General features: G+C 42.1%; 15 protein-coding genes and 5 pseudogenes. 8 read left to right on the top strand and 12 right to left on the bottom strand.

The window, feature by feature from the left end:
• Nucleotides 1-235: 235 nt before the first annotated feature.
• Nucleotides 236-1,872: pseudogene (locus tag VZ94_RS18280) on the bottom strand (alpha-D-glucose phosphate-specific phosphoglucomutase).
• 172 nt (nucleotides 1,873-2,044) lie between these two features.
• Between VZ94_RS18280 and VZ94_RS18285 the strand changes: the two are divergent.
• Entirely contained in the window at nucleotides 2,045-2,521 is a 477-nt protein-coding gene (locus VZ94_RS18285) for a L,D-transpeptidase family protein (protein WP_045780323.1), read from the top strand.
• Between the two features lie 80 nt (nucleotides 2,522-2,601).
• Complete coding sequence (locus VZ94_RS18290; RefSeq protein ID WP_045780324.1) at nucleotides 2,602-2,880, top strand: Lpp/OprI family alanine-zipper lipoprotein; 279 nt, start codon at nucleotides 2,602-2,604, stop codon at nucleotides 2,878-2,880.
• Nucleotides 2,881-2,934: 54 nt separating this feature from the next.
• Here the strand turns inward: VZ94_RS18290 and rdgC are convergent.
• Nucleotides 2,935-3,842: pseudogene (gene rdgC / locus VZ94_RS18295) on the bottom strand (recombination-associated protein RdgC).
• A 65-nt stretch (nucleotides 3,843-3,907) separates the two neighbouring features.
• On the opposite strand from rdgC, the gene VZ94_RS18300 reads away from it, so the two are divergent.
• Genes VZ94_RS18300 through yjgA form a run of 3 tightly spaced genes read left to right on the top strand, consistent with a single transcriptional unit; the run spans nucleotide 3,908 to nucleotide 5,047 of the window.
• Entirely contained in the window at nucleotides 3,908-4,438 is a 531-nt protein-coding gene (locus VZ94_RS18300) for a DNA-deoxyinosine glycosylase (RefSeq protein WP_045780325.1), read from the top strand.
• Entirely contained in the window at nucleotides 4,435-4,632 is a 198-nt protein-coding gene (locus tag VZ94_RS32505) for a DarP family protein (RefSeq protein ID WP_338040515.1), read from the top strand. Before VZ94_RS18300 ends, VZ94_RS32505 begins: the two co-directional genes overlap by 4 nt.
• Complete coding sequence (yjgA, locus tag VZ94_RS18305) at nucleotides 4,613-5,047, top strand: ribosome biogenesis factor YjgA (RefSeq protein ID WP_338040516.1); 435 nt, start codon at nucleotides 4,613-4,615, stop codon at nucleotides 5,045-5,047. Before VZ94_RS32505 ends, yjgA begins: the two co-directional genes overlap by 20 nt.
• Nucleotides 5,048-5,097: 50 nt before the next feature.
• On the opposite strand, the gene VZ94_RS18310 is transcribed toward yjgA, so the two are convergent.
• The 10 genes and pseudogenes from VZ94_RS18310 to rph all read right to left on the bottom strand — a co-directional run bounded on the left by VZ94_RS18310 (nucleotide 5,098) and on the right by rph (nucleotide 12,393).
• Nucleotides 5,098-5,424, bottom strand: a complete 327-nt coding sequence (locus VZ94_RS18310; protein ID WP_045780331.1) for a DUF4389 domain-containing protein — start codon at nucleotides 5,422-5,424, stop codon at nucleotides 5,098-5,100.
• Between the two features lie 4 nt (nucleotides 5,425-5,428).
• Nucleotides 5,429-6,453 (bottom strand): annotated as a pseudogene (locus VZ94_RS33355) (DUF2333 family protein).
• Nucleotides 6,454-6,505: 52 nt separating this feature from the next.
• Nucleotides 6,506-7,465: a tyrosine recombinase XerC gene (xerC, locus tag VZ94_RS18320; RefSeq protein ID WP_045780326.1), complete on the bottom strand. Its 960-nt coding sequence runs from the start codon at nucleotides 7,463-7,465 to the stop codon at nucleotides 6,506-6,508.
• Nucleotides 7,462-8,103 carry a DUF484 family protein gene (locus VZ94_RS29620; RefSeq protein WP_439097751.1) on the bottom strand — a complete coding sequence of 214 codons (642 nt, stop codon included), beginning with the start codon at nucleotides 8,101-8,103 and terminating at the stop codon, nucleotides 7,462-7,464. Before VZ94_RS29620 ends, xerC begins: the two co-directional genes overlap by 4 nt.
• Before the next feature lie 45 nt (nucleotides 8,104-8,148).
• A pseudogene (gene dapF / locus VZ94_RS27275) lies at nucleotides 8,149-8,973 on the bottom strand (diaminopimelate epimerase); the annotation flags it as partial.
• 60 nt (nucleotides 8,974-9,033) lie between these two features.
• Complete coding sequence (locus VZ94_RS29625; RefSeq protein ID WP_239650060.1) at nucleotides 9,034-9,402, bottom strand: EamA family transporter; 369 nt, start codon at nucleotides 9,400-9,402, stop codon at nucleotides 9,034-9,036.
• The gene (locus tag VZ94_RS29630; RefSeq protein ID WP_239650061.1) at nucleotides 9,377-9,946 is read right to left on the bottom strand and encodes a DMT family transporter; all 570 of its coding nucleotides are present in this window, start codon (nucleotides 9,944-9,946) and stop codon (nucleotides 9,377-9,379) included. Before VZ94_RS29630 ends, VZ94_RS29625 begins: the two co-directional genes overlap by 26 nt.
• Nucleotides 9,947-9,948: 2 nt before the next feature.
• The gene (locus tag VZ94_RS18335) at nucleotides 9,949-11,013 is read right to left on the bottom strand and encodes a phosphotransferase enzyme family protein (RefSeq protein WP_045780327.1); all 1,065 of its coding nucleotides are present in this window, start codon (nucleotides 11,011-11,013) and stop codon (nucleotides 9,949-9,951) included.
• A 49-nt stretch (nucleotides 11,014-11,062) separates the two neighbouring features.
• Entirely contained in the window at nucleotides 11,063-11,674 is a 612-nt protein-coding gene (gene rdgB / locus VZ94_RS18340; RefSeq protein ID WP_045780328.1) for an RdgB/HAM1 family non-canonical purine NTP pyrophosphatase, read from the bottom strand.
• Nucleotides 11,667-12,393 (bottom strand): annotated as a pseudogene (gene rph, locus VZ94_RS18345) (ribonuclease PH). Before rph ends, rdgB begins: the two are co-directional and overlap by 8 nt.
• A 251-nt stretch (nucleotides 12,394-12,644) precedes the next feature.
• Here rph and VZ94_RS18350 point away from each other — a divergent pair.
• The 3 genes from VZ94_RS18350 to VZ94_RS31145 all read left to right on the top strand — a co-directional run bounded on the left by VZ94_RS18350 (nucleotide 12,645) and on the right by VZ94_RS31145 (nucleotide 14,069).
• The gene (locus VZ94_RS18350) at nucleotides 12,645-13,499 is read left to right on the top strand and encodes a YicC/YloC family endoribonuclease (RefSeq protein ID WP_239650062.1); all 855 of its coding nucleotides are present in this window, start codon (nucleotides 12,645-12,647) and stop codon (nucleotides 13,497-13,499) included.
• A gap of 155 nt (nucleotides 13,500-13,654) precedes the next feature.
• Nucleotides 13,655-13,948, top strand: a complete 294-nt coding sequence (locus VZ94_RS18355; protein WP_045780330.1) for a nucleotidyltransferase family protein — start codon at nucleotides 13,655-13,657, stop codon at nucleotides 13,946-13,948.
• Entirely contained in the window at nucleotides 13,938-14,069 is a 132-nt protein-coding gene (locus VZ94_RS31145; RefSeq protein WP_275575326.1) for a ribonuclease HepT family protein, read from the top strand. The genes VZ94_RS18355 and VZ94_RS31145 overlap by 11 nt, the downstream gene beginning before the upstream one ends.
• Nucleotides 14,070-14,218 lie beyond the last annotated feature (149 nt).

The following is a 14,218-nucleotide window of genomic DNA, read 5'->3' on the forward strand; positions in this document are numbered from 1 at the left end:
TGTAGTAGGGCAACGCAGGAGCAGTTGCCGAGGACGTCGTAAATACGTCCCTGTAGGCTTGGCGGCAGCATCCCTACTGCCGACACCTGAAGCCACAAGGATGTGGTGAATGCAGAAAAACGCCGGGAGCAGTTTTCTGTCGCTCTAAACACCCTGTCCCGTCTTCAGTGTGTAGCTCACATAATGTCGGGTTACGCCTTTCGCTACCGCTACAGGCTAACCCGACCTACTCAGTTTAGGTAATCACATCCGGTTCGGTTCTGCCGGTTAGTGTTTTAACTTGGCAGAATTCTTCAGCTAATTCGATTAATTTCGGCTAATGCATCTTGACTATCTTGTTGATGTTTAGTCGAATCAGGTTCATATTTTTCTAAGTAAATTCTTAGCGTTGCGCCCACTGTACCCGTGCCGGATAAGCGAAATACGATACGTGAGCCATTGGTGAAAATAACTCGTATGCCTTGATTGTTACTGATACTGCCATCAACTGGGTCGTGATAACAAAATTCGTCGGCGCATTTTACTTCGTAATGACCGAACGTTTGGCCGGGAAGCTGAGTGATTAAGTCGCGTAAACGTTGCATAATTGTCGCGGCAATCGTCGAATCGACGGCCTCGTAGTCATGACGGCAGTAAATATCACGACCGAATTTCTGCCAGTGGTCATGCACTATCTCGGCGACAGTTTGGCGTTTTTTAGCGATTAGATTAAGCCAAAATAACACCGCCCATACACCATCTTTTTCCCTGACATGATTCGAGCCTGTGCCAAAGCTTTCTTCGCCACATAAAGTGATTTTGCCAGCATCTAGCAAGTTGCCAAAAAACTTCCAGCCGGTTGGAGTTTCAAAGCAGGGAATATTCAAATAAGCCGCTACTCTATCAACTGCTTGGCTTGTTGGCATAGAGCGCGCCACGCCGCTTAAGCCTTTGCTGTAGGCAGGAATTAATTGCGCATTAGCGGCTAAAATAGCTAAGCTATCGCTGGGGGTCACAAATATATGCTCACCGGTAATCATATTACGGTCACCATCGCCATCTGATGCCGCGCCAAAAGTCGGTGCCTGGTCGCTAAACATTACAGTGGCTAATTCTTTAGCATGAGCTAAATTAGGGTCGGGATGGTGACCGCCAAAATCTTCTAACGGTTGGCAATTAATTACTGATTCAGGTGGTGCCCCTAATAAATCAACAAAAATTCGCTTAGCGTAAGGCCCGGTAACGGCGTGCATAGCGTCAAATAACAAACTGATATAGCCTGAGCTAATGCTTTGTTTGAGTAACGCAAAATCGAAAATAGACTGCATCAGTTCGGCATAATCAGTGACCGGGTCTATGATGGTGACTTTGACGTTATCGATAGAGAATACACCTAACGTGTCGAGGTCAACGTCGTCAAATTCCGCTATTTTATAGTGTTCAATGGTTTGACTATGTTGATAAAAAGCAGCCGTGTCTTTTTCCGGGGCAGGGCCGCCGTTGCTGGTATTATATTTAATGCCGAAATCTTCGTTAGGGCCACCTGGATTATGGCTGGCGGATAATACAATCCCGCCGAAGGCTTGATATTTTCGGATGACGTGTGATGCCGCAGGGGTAGATAAAATCCCGCTTTGACCTATAATGAGTTCGCCGAAACCATTGGCCACCGCCATTTTTATAATGATTTGAATCGCAGTGCGGTTAAAATAACGCCCGTCGCCACCTATGACGAGGGTTTTTCCTGCATAATCCGTCAAACTAGCAAAAATGGATTGGACAAAGTTTTCTAAATAATGAGGTTGTTGAAATACAGTGACCTTTTTTTCTAAGCCCTGAAGTCCCTGGGTTTTGATCGTTATACGCGTGTGTTGTTATCGTTGTTATTTGCATAATGAAAAATCCTTTGTGGTAGTGACATGGTGTAAGCAATAAAGTACAACAAATTTTTTTTCCGGTGTTAATTTTATTATGTTGAGAGTGAAATTTTTCTTAGTTTTTTTTCTAACGACTTTTTGTATTCGCTTCTACTCATGCGGCGACTCATTCTAATTTTCCCGATGATATTTGGTTATTAGTGGACACTAAAGCCCGTAAAATTGAGGTGAAAAAAGGTCCTTTTACCATAGAAACCCTAGACCATATCGCGATTGGTCGAGGTGGTGCAGGTACTAAAATGCATAGAGGTGATAATATTACCCCGCATGGCGAATATAGAATTGGCTGGATAGGTGAGAAGAGTTCGTTTAAACGCTTTTTAGGGTTGACGTACCCCTCGGTAGAAGACGCTAAAAACGCCTTAGCGAAGCGAATTATTGATTATCCCACCTATGACCGCATTGTTTATGCTCACATGAATCATCAAATTCCACCGCAAAATACACCCTTAGGCGGACAAATAGGCATTCATGGTTTAGGTAGTGCTGATGCCAGTATCCATAAACTTTTTGATTGGACGCATGGTTGTATTGCGCTAACTAACAGTCAAATCGACCATTTAAGTCAACTAGTCGATACCGGTACGCTAGTCAAGATAAAATAAAAGCTGGAAAATGTAAAAAACGATGATAAAATGAAAATCAGTTGTACACTTTGTAGTAATCACTTTTATAGGAAAACGACATGAAAAGAGTAGTTAAATTATCAATGATTGCGTTGGCTGTTAGCATGTTTGCTGGCTGTGCAAGCACGTCAGATATTGAAAACTTACAGTCACAAATCGACAGCTTGAAATCATCTGTAGCTCAAGCATCTTCTGATGCTGCTAGTGCACAAAGCGCAGCTAACGATGCTGCTTCAAGAGCTGCTGCTGCTGAGTCTGCTGCTAACCGCGCTGCTCAATACGCTCAAGAAACCAATGAAAAATTGAACGACATGTTCAAACGTAAAATGATGAAATAATTTTCTCATTTTAGAGAATTGAAAAAGCCCGATGGTTATGCCATCGGGCTTTTTTTATACGGCTTGTAAGCCCCCGAATAACTCAGTTAAACGTGCAATAAATCCAGAAAATTCTGCCGTCATAATGGCAAAATCAGCGTCGAATTGCTCGGCTTCGGTTTCAGCATTTATGCCATCGCTTTGTTCTTGAATTAAATCCAAATAGCGTAAACGCTTAACGGCTAACTGTTCGTCTAATACGAATGACAGTCTATCGGCCCAATTTAACGCGAGTTTAATAACGACCTTACCGCTATCTAAATGGTTTTTAATTTCCGGTACGATGAGTTCATGGCGTTTACAGCGTACACTGGCTGCATTTTCCTCGACTGAACGTAATTCGCATTCGTCTTCAAGTTGAATATCGCCGGGTAAGGTTTGCTGATTCAACCATTCAGTCATAACAAGACTAGGTTTATTAACGGTGTTAATGGGAACAGCAGGTAGTGAGCCTAAACATTTACGCAGCAAACTCAGTAAGTCTTCGGCAACTTTGGCCGATGAGCAATCAACGACAATCCAACCGTTTTGTGTGTCGATATACGCATAATATTTACGCGAAAAAGTAAAGGCTTTAGGCAATAAGTCAAAGATAAGTTCGTCTTTAAGTGCGGTACGTTCTTTTTTGGCCAGCTTACGTGCCTCGCGTAGTTCTATTTCTTGAATTTTCTCTTGTAGCATTTCATTAACAACTTGAGAAGGTAATACGCGTTCTTCTTTTTTGCGCAAATCATCATAAAGCCGTTAATGGCATAGGTGAGTTCGTTGGATGCGCCAGGCATAGGTGAAGTCCAGCCAATATTGGCTTCCTCATGCGGTGCACAAGGTCTAAACGCAATATTTTCTAGTTGTTGTTGTAATTGTGGAGCGGTTAATGCAAAAGGTTCGGAGAGTTTGAACAAATAGAGATTTTTAAACCACATCAGTGTGCTTTCCTTAAAATAATTGGCTGGGCATTATCGCATTATCTGTTATTAAATAAAGACTCATGACTGATAAATTACCTGCAATTACTGGATTTCCGCCTATTGTCAGTGACAACGCACGCATATTAATTTTAGGTACGATGCCTGGCGTAGAATCGTTAAGACAACAGCAATATTATGCCCACCCTAGAAATGCATTTTGGCCTATTATGGCAACTTTATTGGGTTGTAACTTAACGGCTGATTATAGTCAGCGTAAACAGTGTTTGCTTAGTAACGATATTGCGCTTTGGGATGTGCTACAAAGTTGCTTTAGGCCTGGAAGCTTAGATGCAGCAATCGAGCAGTCTACGATTATCGTAAATGATTTTAGTGCGTTTTTTTCTGCCCATCCTAAGCTTAGCGTGGTTTATTTTAATGGCGGTGGTGCGGAGAAATTATTTAAGCGTCATGTGTTGAAAGAGCTAGGTAGTCAGTTTCCCGAATTAATATATCAACGTTTACCCTCGACGAGTCCTGCTTATGCGGCGTTGAGTTTTTCTGACAAGCTGGCAGCTTGGCAAGCCATTACTGTTGGCAAAGGTGATTTATGAGCGAAGAGTTTGATGAAATCGAAATAGAGTACGATTTTTTTATTCCTGAGGAAGAGCAAGTTGAATATGCGGTGCGTCCAAATAAGACGCGCATAAAGCAAGAAATTGCCGCGATGTTTGACTTGGGTGAAAAAATATCCGGTTTAACTTTAGCGCAAATCCAGTCGTTTGGATTTGCCAGAGCAGATTCATAAAGGTGTTATACAAGCGGCTGATATGCCACCAAAAGGCGCAAGAAAGCGCTTGTTGAAATATATTGCTGGGCAATTGTATAAAATAGATGCGGCGCCGATTATCGAAAAAATAGCGCGTTTTGAACATAAATCCGCTCACGCAGTACGAGAGCATCATGTAGCCGAGCGTTGGCGTGATCGCTTACTAAAAGAGGGTAATGATGCTTTAACTGAGCTAATTGATGACTATCCTGATGCCGATAGGCAGCACTTGAGGCAGTTGCTAAGAAATGCGCAAAAAGAATCAACAACAGGTAAACCACCGCGTTCAGCGAGGCAATTGTATAAGTACCTAAAGTCGTTGATTACCGGTGATGTAGAAGAGTTTATTGAAGCAGATGACGTGCTTGATGACGACGAAGAGCAAATTGATTAGCAGCTGTTTAGGCGACTGGCTGTTATCAATAAACGGCCAGTCGCTTCAGCTTAATTAGATGAAGAGTTGTTAGTGGGATATGGCTTAGCGTTATCTAATTGCTCCGTCATACTCCATTCAGAAAAAGGAAAGGGCACGGTATCGGTGTTATACGTCATAAACAGTAAAATATGATAGCTATATAACGATAAGTTACGGCCAAAACTTAAAATATTGCTGTTAGGTTTACCCGTGATGAGGCTAGATACGATTTGTAATAGGATAACGGCCCATAGCAACATGCGTATTAATTCGCCTATGATGGAGAAAATCAGCATGAAGAAAATACGTTTCCAAGTGCTGAGTTGTTTTAAATTTTCATTGAGTTGTTCGTCCACGTAATTACCCACGGTTCATAATGTCGCGTAAATCTAAAGCTGATGCATTACATCTAGCAATATAATTAGCCATAGTGAGCGAGTAGTTGGCAAATAAGCCATAACCATCGCCGTTTAATATCATAGGGCTGAAAATAGGTTGTAATGAATTTTCTAGCGCCTTAATCATAATCTCAACGGTACGCATTGCGCGTTTTGTCTAACAAAATATCTCTAAAATCATGACGAACGGCTCTTAAAATGTGTAACAAAGCCCAGCTTGCGCCACGCGCTTCGTAAAAGACGTCATCGATTTCAAGCCAAGTCACTTTAGCAGTAGGAGTGCCTATTTTTTCGGCTTCTTGTCGTTCAAGATCCGTTAATCCTGGGCCAAGGTTAGAACTTGAGCTATTAGCGCTTAAGCGAGTAGAAAGACCACCTAAGCGTTTAATGACCACTTCGGTGTATTGCCATAAGTTATCTGCTCTAGGATAAAATTGCGCTTTTTTAACACTACCTTCATGGTGTGAAAAAACGCTCCATATATTTATGTAAGCCTTCTATGCCTTTTTGATATTCAGCTTCGGTCGATGGTAAAGCCCAGGAATCGTTTTCAAAATAAAAATACGGTTCTGCGGTTGCAAGGTCAGGGTCTTCCTGAGATTGCGATTGATCGCGTGAGAAGTGGTTTCTAAGTGCCGAAGTGGCGTCGCGTAACATAACTAAGGCGCCAAATTCCCAGTTAGGTACGTTGTCTAATAATACACCCGGCGGGCCGACGTCGTTGGTGATATAGCCACCAGGTTTATGTAGTAGCACTTCGGCAATATGGGCTAAGGTATTGGTGTACACATAACCGACGGGGAGTTGCTCGGTCTCATGCGTTTCTTTGGCATATTTTTCCGCTTCGTCAATAATGTTGAATTGACCGGGTTCGCTTCCCCACCAAGCACCTAAAACGACTAAGACGACCATGACGACGCTAGTAAAAACACCGAATCCCCAAAGTATGCCTCTGGATTTTACATCATGTATATCGTTAGACGCCATTTTTGTACCTTTACGAAGTAAGAATCTGTCACTATGAAAACTGTGAAAAAACTTATGACATGTTATCAGGTTTTTCAATATTTTGCCTAATGCGCTTATCATCGGTTGACTTTTTTTTCGCTCTGGGATGGGTTTTATCATAAATATTAGCGAGATGTTGAAAATCTAAATGGGTATAAATTTGGGTTGTGGCGATGCTGCTATGACCTAGCATTTCTTGTACGGCACGTAAGTCTTGACTTGATTCTAAAAAATGACTAGCAAAGCAATGTCTTAACATGTGTGGATGTACGCTGTTAGGAATTTGCTTCTTAACACACCATTGTTTAAGTCTTAATTCGATATTGCGTTGGCTAATGCGCGTACCTCGTTTGGAAATAAACACGGCTGTTTCATCGGGTTTAGCGAGTTTAGTGCGATAACTTAGCCAGAGAGTAATGGCTTTACAGGCTTTGCTACCTATTGGTAACAGCCGTTGTTTGTTACCTTTACCATGACGTATTTTGACGGATTGCTCAATTAAATCCAAATCAGCTACATCGAGTAAGGTCAGTTCACTCAGTCGTAGTCCTGATGAGTAAAACAGTTCAAAGATGGCAACATCGCGAATATCAAGCCATGATTCAGCGCCGGCATCGAGCAAGCCTTGCATTTGATCAACGTCCATGATTTTGGGCAAGGTTTTGGCAAGTTTGGGCGTTCTTACATACTGCGCCGGGTTTTGGTCTAATACCAGTTGGGTTTGTAAAAAACGTAAGAAACTCCGAATAGCCGATAGCTTTCGTCTTAACGTTTTAGCGCTAGCATCACTTTTATGTAGTTTGGCGATATAGGCGCGTATATGCTTAGTATTAACCGCTTGCCAACCCTCAATGCCTTGCTGTTGGCAATAGTCACTAAATTGTCTGAGATCGCGTTGGTAAGCGCTAAGCGTATGTTCCGAGTTTCGCTTTGCACTCGCTAACGAATCAATGTACTGCGCAATCCACGGGTCGTCAGCGAGCAAGGTCATAGCTTTTGTAATAATGAGATTAAACGCGTACCGATTAATTCGCTCATTTGAGTTAAAAACACATTACCCATACTGTAATGATAGCGGTCTTTTTCCCGGCTACCTATGGCGAGAATGCCTTCAAGCTCAGTAAAACACATAGGAATAATGGCACAAGACTTAACATCGGCTGCTGCACCATCAAATAACACGCGCGCTTGAGCCAATGTAGGCATACCACAAGAAGGCGTGTGATTGTTCAGTTCTTTCAGAAAAGGTACTAAGTGTTCACTGCCGCGTGGTATAAAAATTTCTTCTAAGTTAGGGCTAGGGCTGTTGCCTACAATTCTTAGCGCGAAAAAATCGGTGAAAAAATAATCGTTGAACACAATGGTCAGATTTTCTAATACTTCCTCTAGGGTTGAGGCGTCGAGTAACGCTAAGGTCAGCTTGTGCATACGCATGATTGCCGTATCGTTATCACGCGCAATATCGATTAACGTCGTCAATTGGCTTTCCATTTCGTGATGACGGCTACGGAACATTTCCAATTGTTTAGAAATTAATGAAATCGCATTACCGCTGGGATGCGGAATGGTTATTTTTTCAAGTAATTCTAAATGTTCATTAAAAAATTCAGGGTGTTTTTGCAAATACAATTCAACCTGACTAGCTGAAATACCTGGACCAAAGGCTTTATTGTTGATAGAAAATTGACCATCAAAAACAGGCACCGCAGGCCCCGTCATAAATACCGGTTCGCCACGACCTGCCCAGGCGATTTTTAACTCACCGCCTGGCAATTCCACCGATACGTCATGATCGAGCAGATTTTGTTCTATGCCTACTACGACAGCCGCACAAGCGCCACTACCACAGGCTAACGTTTCTCCAGCACCGCGCTCAAAGACTCTTAGCTTAATATGCGTTCTATCAATGATTTGCATAAAACCGATATTGGCACGCTCTGGAAAGATAGCATGGCTTTCTAAGGCTCTGCCTAGTTCATTAACAGGTGCGGTTTTAATATCGTTAACTTGAATAACCGCATGAGGATTACCAATAGAAATCGCACCAAATGCTTTTTCTGTATCATTAATCGTCACCGTATAAAATTTGGCTTCTTGATCGGCTAATAAGGGAATCTCTGACGGTGCATGTTTAGGTACCCCCATATTGACTTTCACTAAATTATCATCGCCGATATATAACACGAGTTGCTGCGCATGAGTGTCTACGCAAATGCGTTTTTGTGCGGTCAGATCTTTATCGCGTACGAAGCGGGCAAAGCAACGCGCGCCATTGCCGCATTGACTGACTTCGCTGCCATCAGCGTTAAAGATACGGTATTTAAAGTCGGCCGTGTCGCTGACAGGAGGTTCTACCAGCAATAATTGGTCAAAGCCTATACCGAAATGGCGATCTGATAATTTGCGGATTTGTTCGGCGGTTAATTCTATGGTTTGGTTAATTGCATCGATGACGACGAAATCATTACCAAGACCGTGCATTTTAGTAAATTTAATCATTGCATTCGGTGACACGATAAGAGCAAGCAAAAAGGTTAAAGACGAGTGGTGTGCTAGTTATCATTTAACGCGGCCTATCACATAAACGCCTGTTAATACCAGCAAAGTACCGGCTAACTGGTTAACTGTAATAGTTTCACGCAGAATGAAAAACGCGAGTATGAGCGTGCCTATTGGGCCTGTCGTACTAATAATGGCCGCAGGTCCAGCACCAATACGGCGAATACCGGCATTCATGAAAAAGGCTGGTATTACGGTAGCGAATACGGCCATAAACAATGCTAAATAATAGACCTTGCTTGGTAGTGCTATCAGGTTAATAGGATGACTGGCTGCGAAATGAATCAGCGTAGCAATACCGGCAATTGACATAGTGTAAGCGGTAAATCGGGTTGAACCTATGCTATGTGTCATGACACCACTGCCCATCGTGAAAAAAGCAAAAATCAGCGCACTCAATAAAACCAGGCTTGAGCCAAAGACTATATCGGTGGAGTCCAGCGATAATTGCTCTATGAAGATTAAAATCATGCCGGCGTAGCACAGCATTAACGCCAGTGCTGTTGTCAGCTTGATTGCGCGTTTGTAAATCAACGCGGTAAACAGTACAACAAAACGTTGGATACAAAAATAAAATAATGCGCTCAAGCCCCGCTGAAATGTAGTATAGCCCGGTAAAATCTAAATAACTGGATAAATAATAGCCTAATACGCCCAATAAGCTAACCATTAGCCATTGTTTAGGTTTTAACGGCATAACATTGGGATTGCGGTTATGCCAACACGCGACGAGCAAGAACAATGGTAATGAAAATACCATACGCAAACTCATTAGTGTTATAGCATCGACGTTAGCAGACGCAGAATACGCCAGTTTGATAATAATGGCCTTGCTAGAAAAACCTAATGCGCCTAATAACACCAGTGTTAGGCCAAATAAATCCTGCCGGTTATGGGATATTGACTGTGTCATTGTCAGATTGAAGCCTTGGCTAACTGTTTAATTATCTTGCTCATTGCGATTTGTTGCGCATCGATTGATGCGCATAGACGAAATAGCGCTTCTGCTCGTTCTAGGTTTTGACAAGCATATTGCGTTTTGAAGTATCGGTTACCGAGTAAATGGTCGGTATAAAACCTTAAGCCGAGTTCGAAAGGGATTAAACGAATAGCGATGTGTAGATAATCAAAATCAGCACTGGAAAAAATACTGCCGATTTCCGATAAATACGCCTCTAAAATAAGTGTGCAATAGTCGAGATTAAAACTATCGTCATCGTGGTTATGACAACAGGAGCGCAAGCAGTCACCTATATCATAATGCAGCAACCCTGGCTTAACCGTATCTAAGTCAATTAAGCTAATCGCTTGTCCTGGTTGATTAAATAAAAAATTATTCAGTTTAGGGTCACCGTGAATTACGCGCATTGGTAATATGCCTTGTTGTTTAGCGCGCTCTAATTTATCCGCTTCTGGTGCAAATTGCTCAATAAAACGCTCGCAAAAAGCACTTCTTGCGTATGGGGTATTCGCAATACTGTGGTAAGTCGCTAAATAACCCGGCGTGATATGAAAACCCGGTAGGGTATCATTCAGTAACGACGTTGGTAAATCACTGAACAAAAAATGAAAATGTCCTAGCGCTAAGCCGGTTTGTATGGCTTGTTTAGGCGATTGTAGAGCGTCAAAGTTATAGGTATCAGCAATAAAGCTTTGTGCGCGCCAGAACTCACCCGTATCATCAATGACCCAAAGTTCTTCATTTTGGGTAAGCATTAAGGTGGGTATTTGCAAACGAGCCTTAGGCTTTAAGCGAATATGTTCAGAAATTAACAAAAAATTTTCAATAATCGCCTGTGGCTTAGGAAACACCGAGGTATTAATTTTTTGTAACACAAATGACTGCTCGGTGCTACGCACTAAATAAGTATCGTTAATTAAACCATTACCTAAACGTGAAATCGCTAAAACATTCGTGGCAAAGCGTTCGGCAATAACAGCCGCATAAACGGGAACAGAAGCATTTTGCGCGTGGTTCATGGCTAGGTAAGGGATGATAATCTTAATAAAACGACATGGCTGTAAGCAGTTAAAACGATAAGGTTTGCTTAAGTATCTCGTTACGGAGCTGTCTTAATGCTTGACCACGATGACTTAGTTGGTTTTTTTGCGTATTAGATAGTTGCGCGGCGGTACAGTTAAGCTCTGGCAGCCAAAATAATGCATCATAACCAAAGCCATTATCGCCTTGTGGCGTCATCGCAATTTCGCCTTGCCAAACGCCTTGAGCAATAAGCGGACAAGGGTCATCGGCATGTCTTAATAACACCATAACACAGACAAATTGCGCTAATCGTTGCTCGCGCTCAATAAGACTGAGTTCGGATAATAGCTTGTCGTTATTGTCTTGGTCGCTAGCGTTATCACCGGCATAGCGAGCAGAACGCACACCGGGTTGACCATTTAATGCGTGAACAATTAATCCCGAATCGTCAGCGATAACTGGCAGTTGGCAGTATGTTGCTGCATGACGGGCTTTTAACAGCGAATTTTCGACAAAAGTTAATGCAGGTTCCGGACATTCAGGCACACCAAACTCGGTTTGCGCTAACACCTCAATGCCAGATAAGAGCGCTTTAATTTCACCAATTTTGCCTTGGTTGTTACTCGCAAGCACTAAGCGTTGCATAAGCTTATCCATAAGCGCGTTCCAATGCTTGGCGTTGTTTTTCAATTAATTGCTGAATACCACCACTGGCTAGGGCAAGCATGGCATCTAATTCGTCTTTTCTAAACGCATGTCCTTCAGCCGTGCCCTGAATTTCAATAAACGCGCCCGCATCATTCATTACCACATTCATATCGGTTTCTGCATGACTGTCTTCATCATAATCTAAGTCTAATACAGGAATACCGTTATAAATTCCAACCGATACCGATGCAATCTGGCCGTAGATAGGATTCACTTTAATTTGTTTGCGTTTTTGCATTTTGTGTACGGCGAGCGATAACGCAACAAAGCCACCAGTAATAGATGCCGTGCGCGTACCGCCATCCGCTTGTAGCACATCACAGTCTATAGTGACAGTATGTTCGCCTAAGGCACTTAAATCCATAGAGGCTCTTAATGAGCGCCCGATTAAACGTTGAATTTCTAAGGTTCTGCCACCTTGTTTGCCGTGACTTGCTTCTCTACCAATACGACTATGGGTAGAGCGAGGTAACATGCCATATTCAGCGGTTACCCAGCCTTCATTCTTACCTTTTAAAAAATTTTGGTACTGAGCGTTCGACGCTGGCGGTGCATAGCACTCGAGTATCGCCAAACTCAACTAAAACAGAGCCTTCTGCATGTTTGGTATAACCACAAGTAAATGTTATGTCTCTTAATTGGTTCGGATTGCGTCCGCTGGGTCTCATGTTTTAATGTCCTACGAAAATAAAAGCAGCACAGTATACAGCAACGTGGGCATTAGGCTTATTCCGCGTTAACAGGCAGTAGTTAGTAGGATTAGCTAAACCATAGTATAGTGCTTGTGACAAAGCGTCACCACTTTTCCTGAAAGCCACTACGTTTGATATATCTAAGGCTGCACGGTTTTTTGAATTTTACCTCTCTGTTTAACACCACACTGATATATGACCTCCTAAGGTGAAAAATGATTAAGAGCATGACAGCCTACGCGGCTAATGAAACCGAATTAAGTTATTTAACATTGTATTGCGAATTGCGCTCTGTTAATCACCGATATTGTGATATTAGTATTAAAATTCCTGAGCGTTTTGCGCTTCATGGAGCCGATTTACGCGCAATGATTGCTGAGAAAATTAGCCGAGGTAAAGTGGAATGTACGATTAATTATAAAAAACAAAGTAAAGATGGTCAGGTGTTAACGGTTAATATGGATGCTGTACAAGCCTTATTAAATGCAACCACCCAAATCGAACAACTTATGCCTGCGGCATTGAGTTTCTCTGCCTTAGACATATTAGCGTTTCCAGGTATTCAACAAGAACCCGATACCGACAAGGACGAGATTCAGCAGGCTGTACGCTTATTGTTAACAAAGACATTAGGTCATTTTGTCGAGGTGAGAGCAAGGGAAGGTGCGCAATTACGCGCTGTTATCGACGACCGTTGTCAGAAAGTTCAAGAACTTATCGTCTTAGCACAAAAACGCATTCCAGAAGTATTACTGGCATTGCGTAACAAACTAAAAGACAAAATTGCTGAATTAGTGGCTCAGCCCGATTTTGATAGACTAGAGCAAGAACTGGTTTTATTAACGCAAAAACTCGATGTTGCAGAAGAACTGGACAGATTGCAAGCACATAGCAATGAAGTGATACGAGTATTAAAGCAATCTGAACCCGTAGGTCGGCGCTTGGATTTTTTAATGCAAGAGCTGAATCGTGAAGCCAATACATTAGGCTCAAAATCGGCTGATAAAGAAATGACTCAAATCGCAATAGAATTAAAAGTGTTAATAGAACAAATGCGCGAACAGATACAAAATATTGAATAAAGCCAATGCAGGAGCAAGGCATGAAAATCATCCGTAGCGCATATAAGTTAAAACCTCACACTTTAGAGTAATATTGGTGATTGAGAAGAGGTTTATCAGTTACCGTTGCTTGATATTTTTGAACAAAGCCATATTGAATTTATTTTGGAAAAAATATGCATAAAAATTTAGTTGTACAGATCATTCATGCTCATCAAGAAGAGTTGTATAACCACTATGCAGTGAAATCGTTAGGTTTATTTGGTTCAGTCGCGCGAGATGAAGCAACAGCGAATAGCGACGTAGATTTACTTATCGAATTTGCTAAGCCAGTGGGCTTATTTCATTTCTTGACGGTAAAAAATTGTTTACAGGAATGGCTAAACCAAAAAGTAGATTTGGTCACTTATTCCGCGTTAAAAAGCCCGTTAAAAGAACAAATACTTAAGGAAGTGATTGATGTCGTCTAGGGAATGGTATTTTCGTATTGACGATATGTTACAAGCACTAGCGGGTATTGCCGAAGATATTGACGGATTAGATTATCAAAATTTTATGACTGATAAACCGCGACCAATCAGAAAGCCATAGTTTTACATACCCGTCATTCCGGCATGGATTGCCGGAATCCAGTGCCATGGATGGCGCTCTTCAAGTCCCCCTGTGTTTTTGGCAATCCATGCCGAGATGACGACCCGGAGACGAACTACGGTTCTCAAATTGGGCGGGCTATAGGAAAA

The organism is Methylocucumis oryzae (genome assembly GCF_000963695.1).
GTDB classification, from domain to species: Bacteria; Pseudomonadota; Gammaproteobacteria; order Methylococcales; family Methylomonadaceae; genus Methylovulum; species Methylovulum oryzae.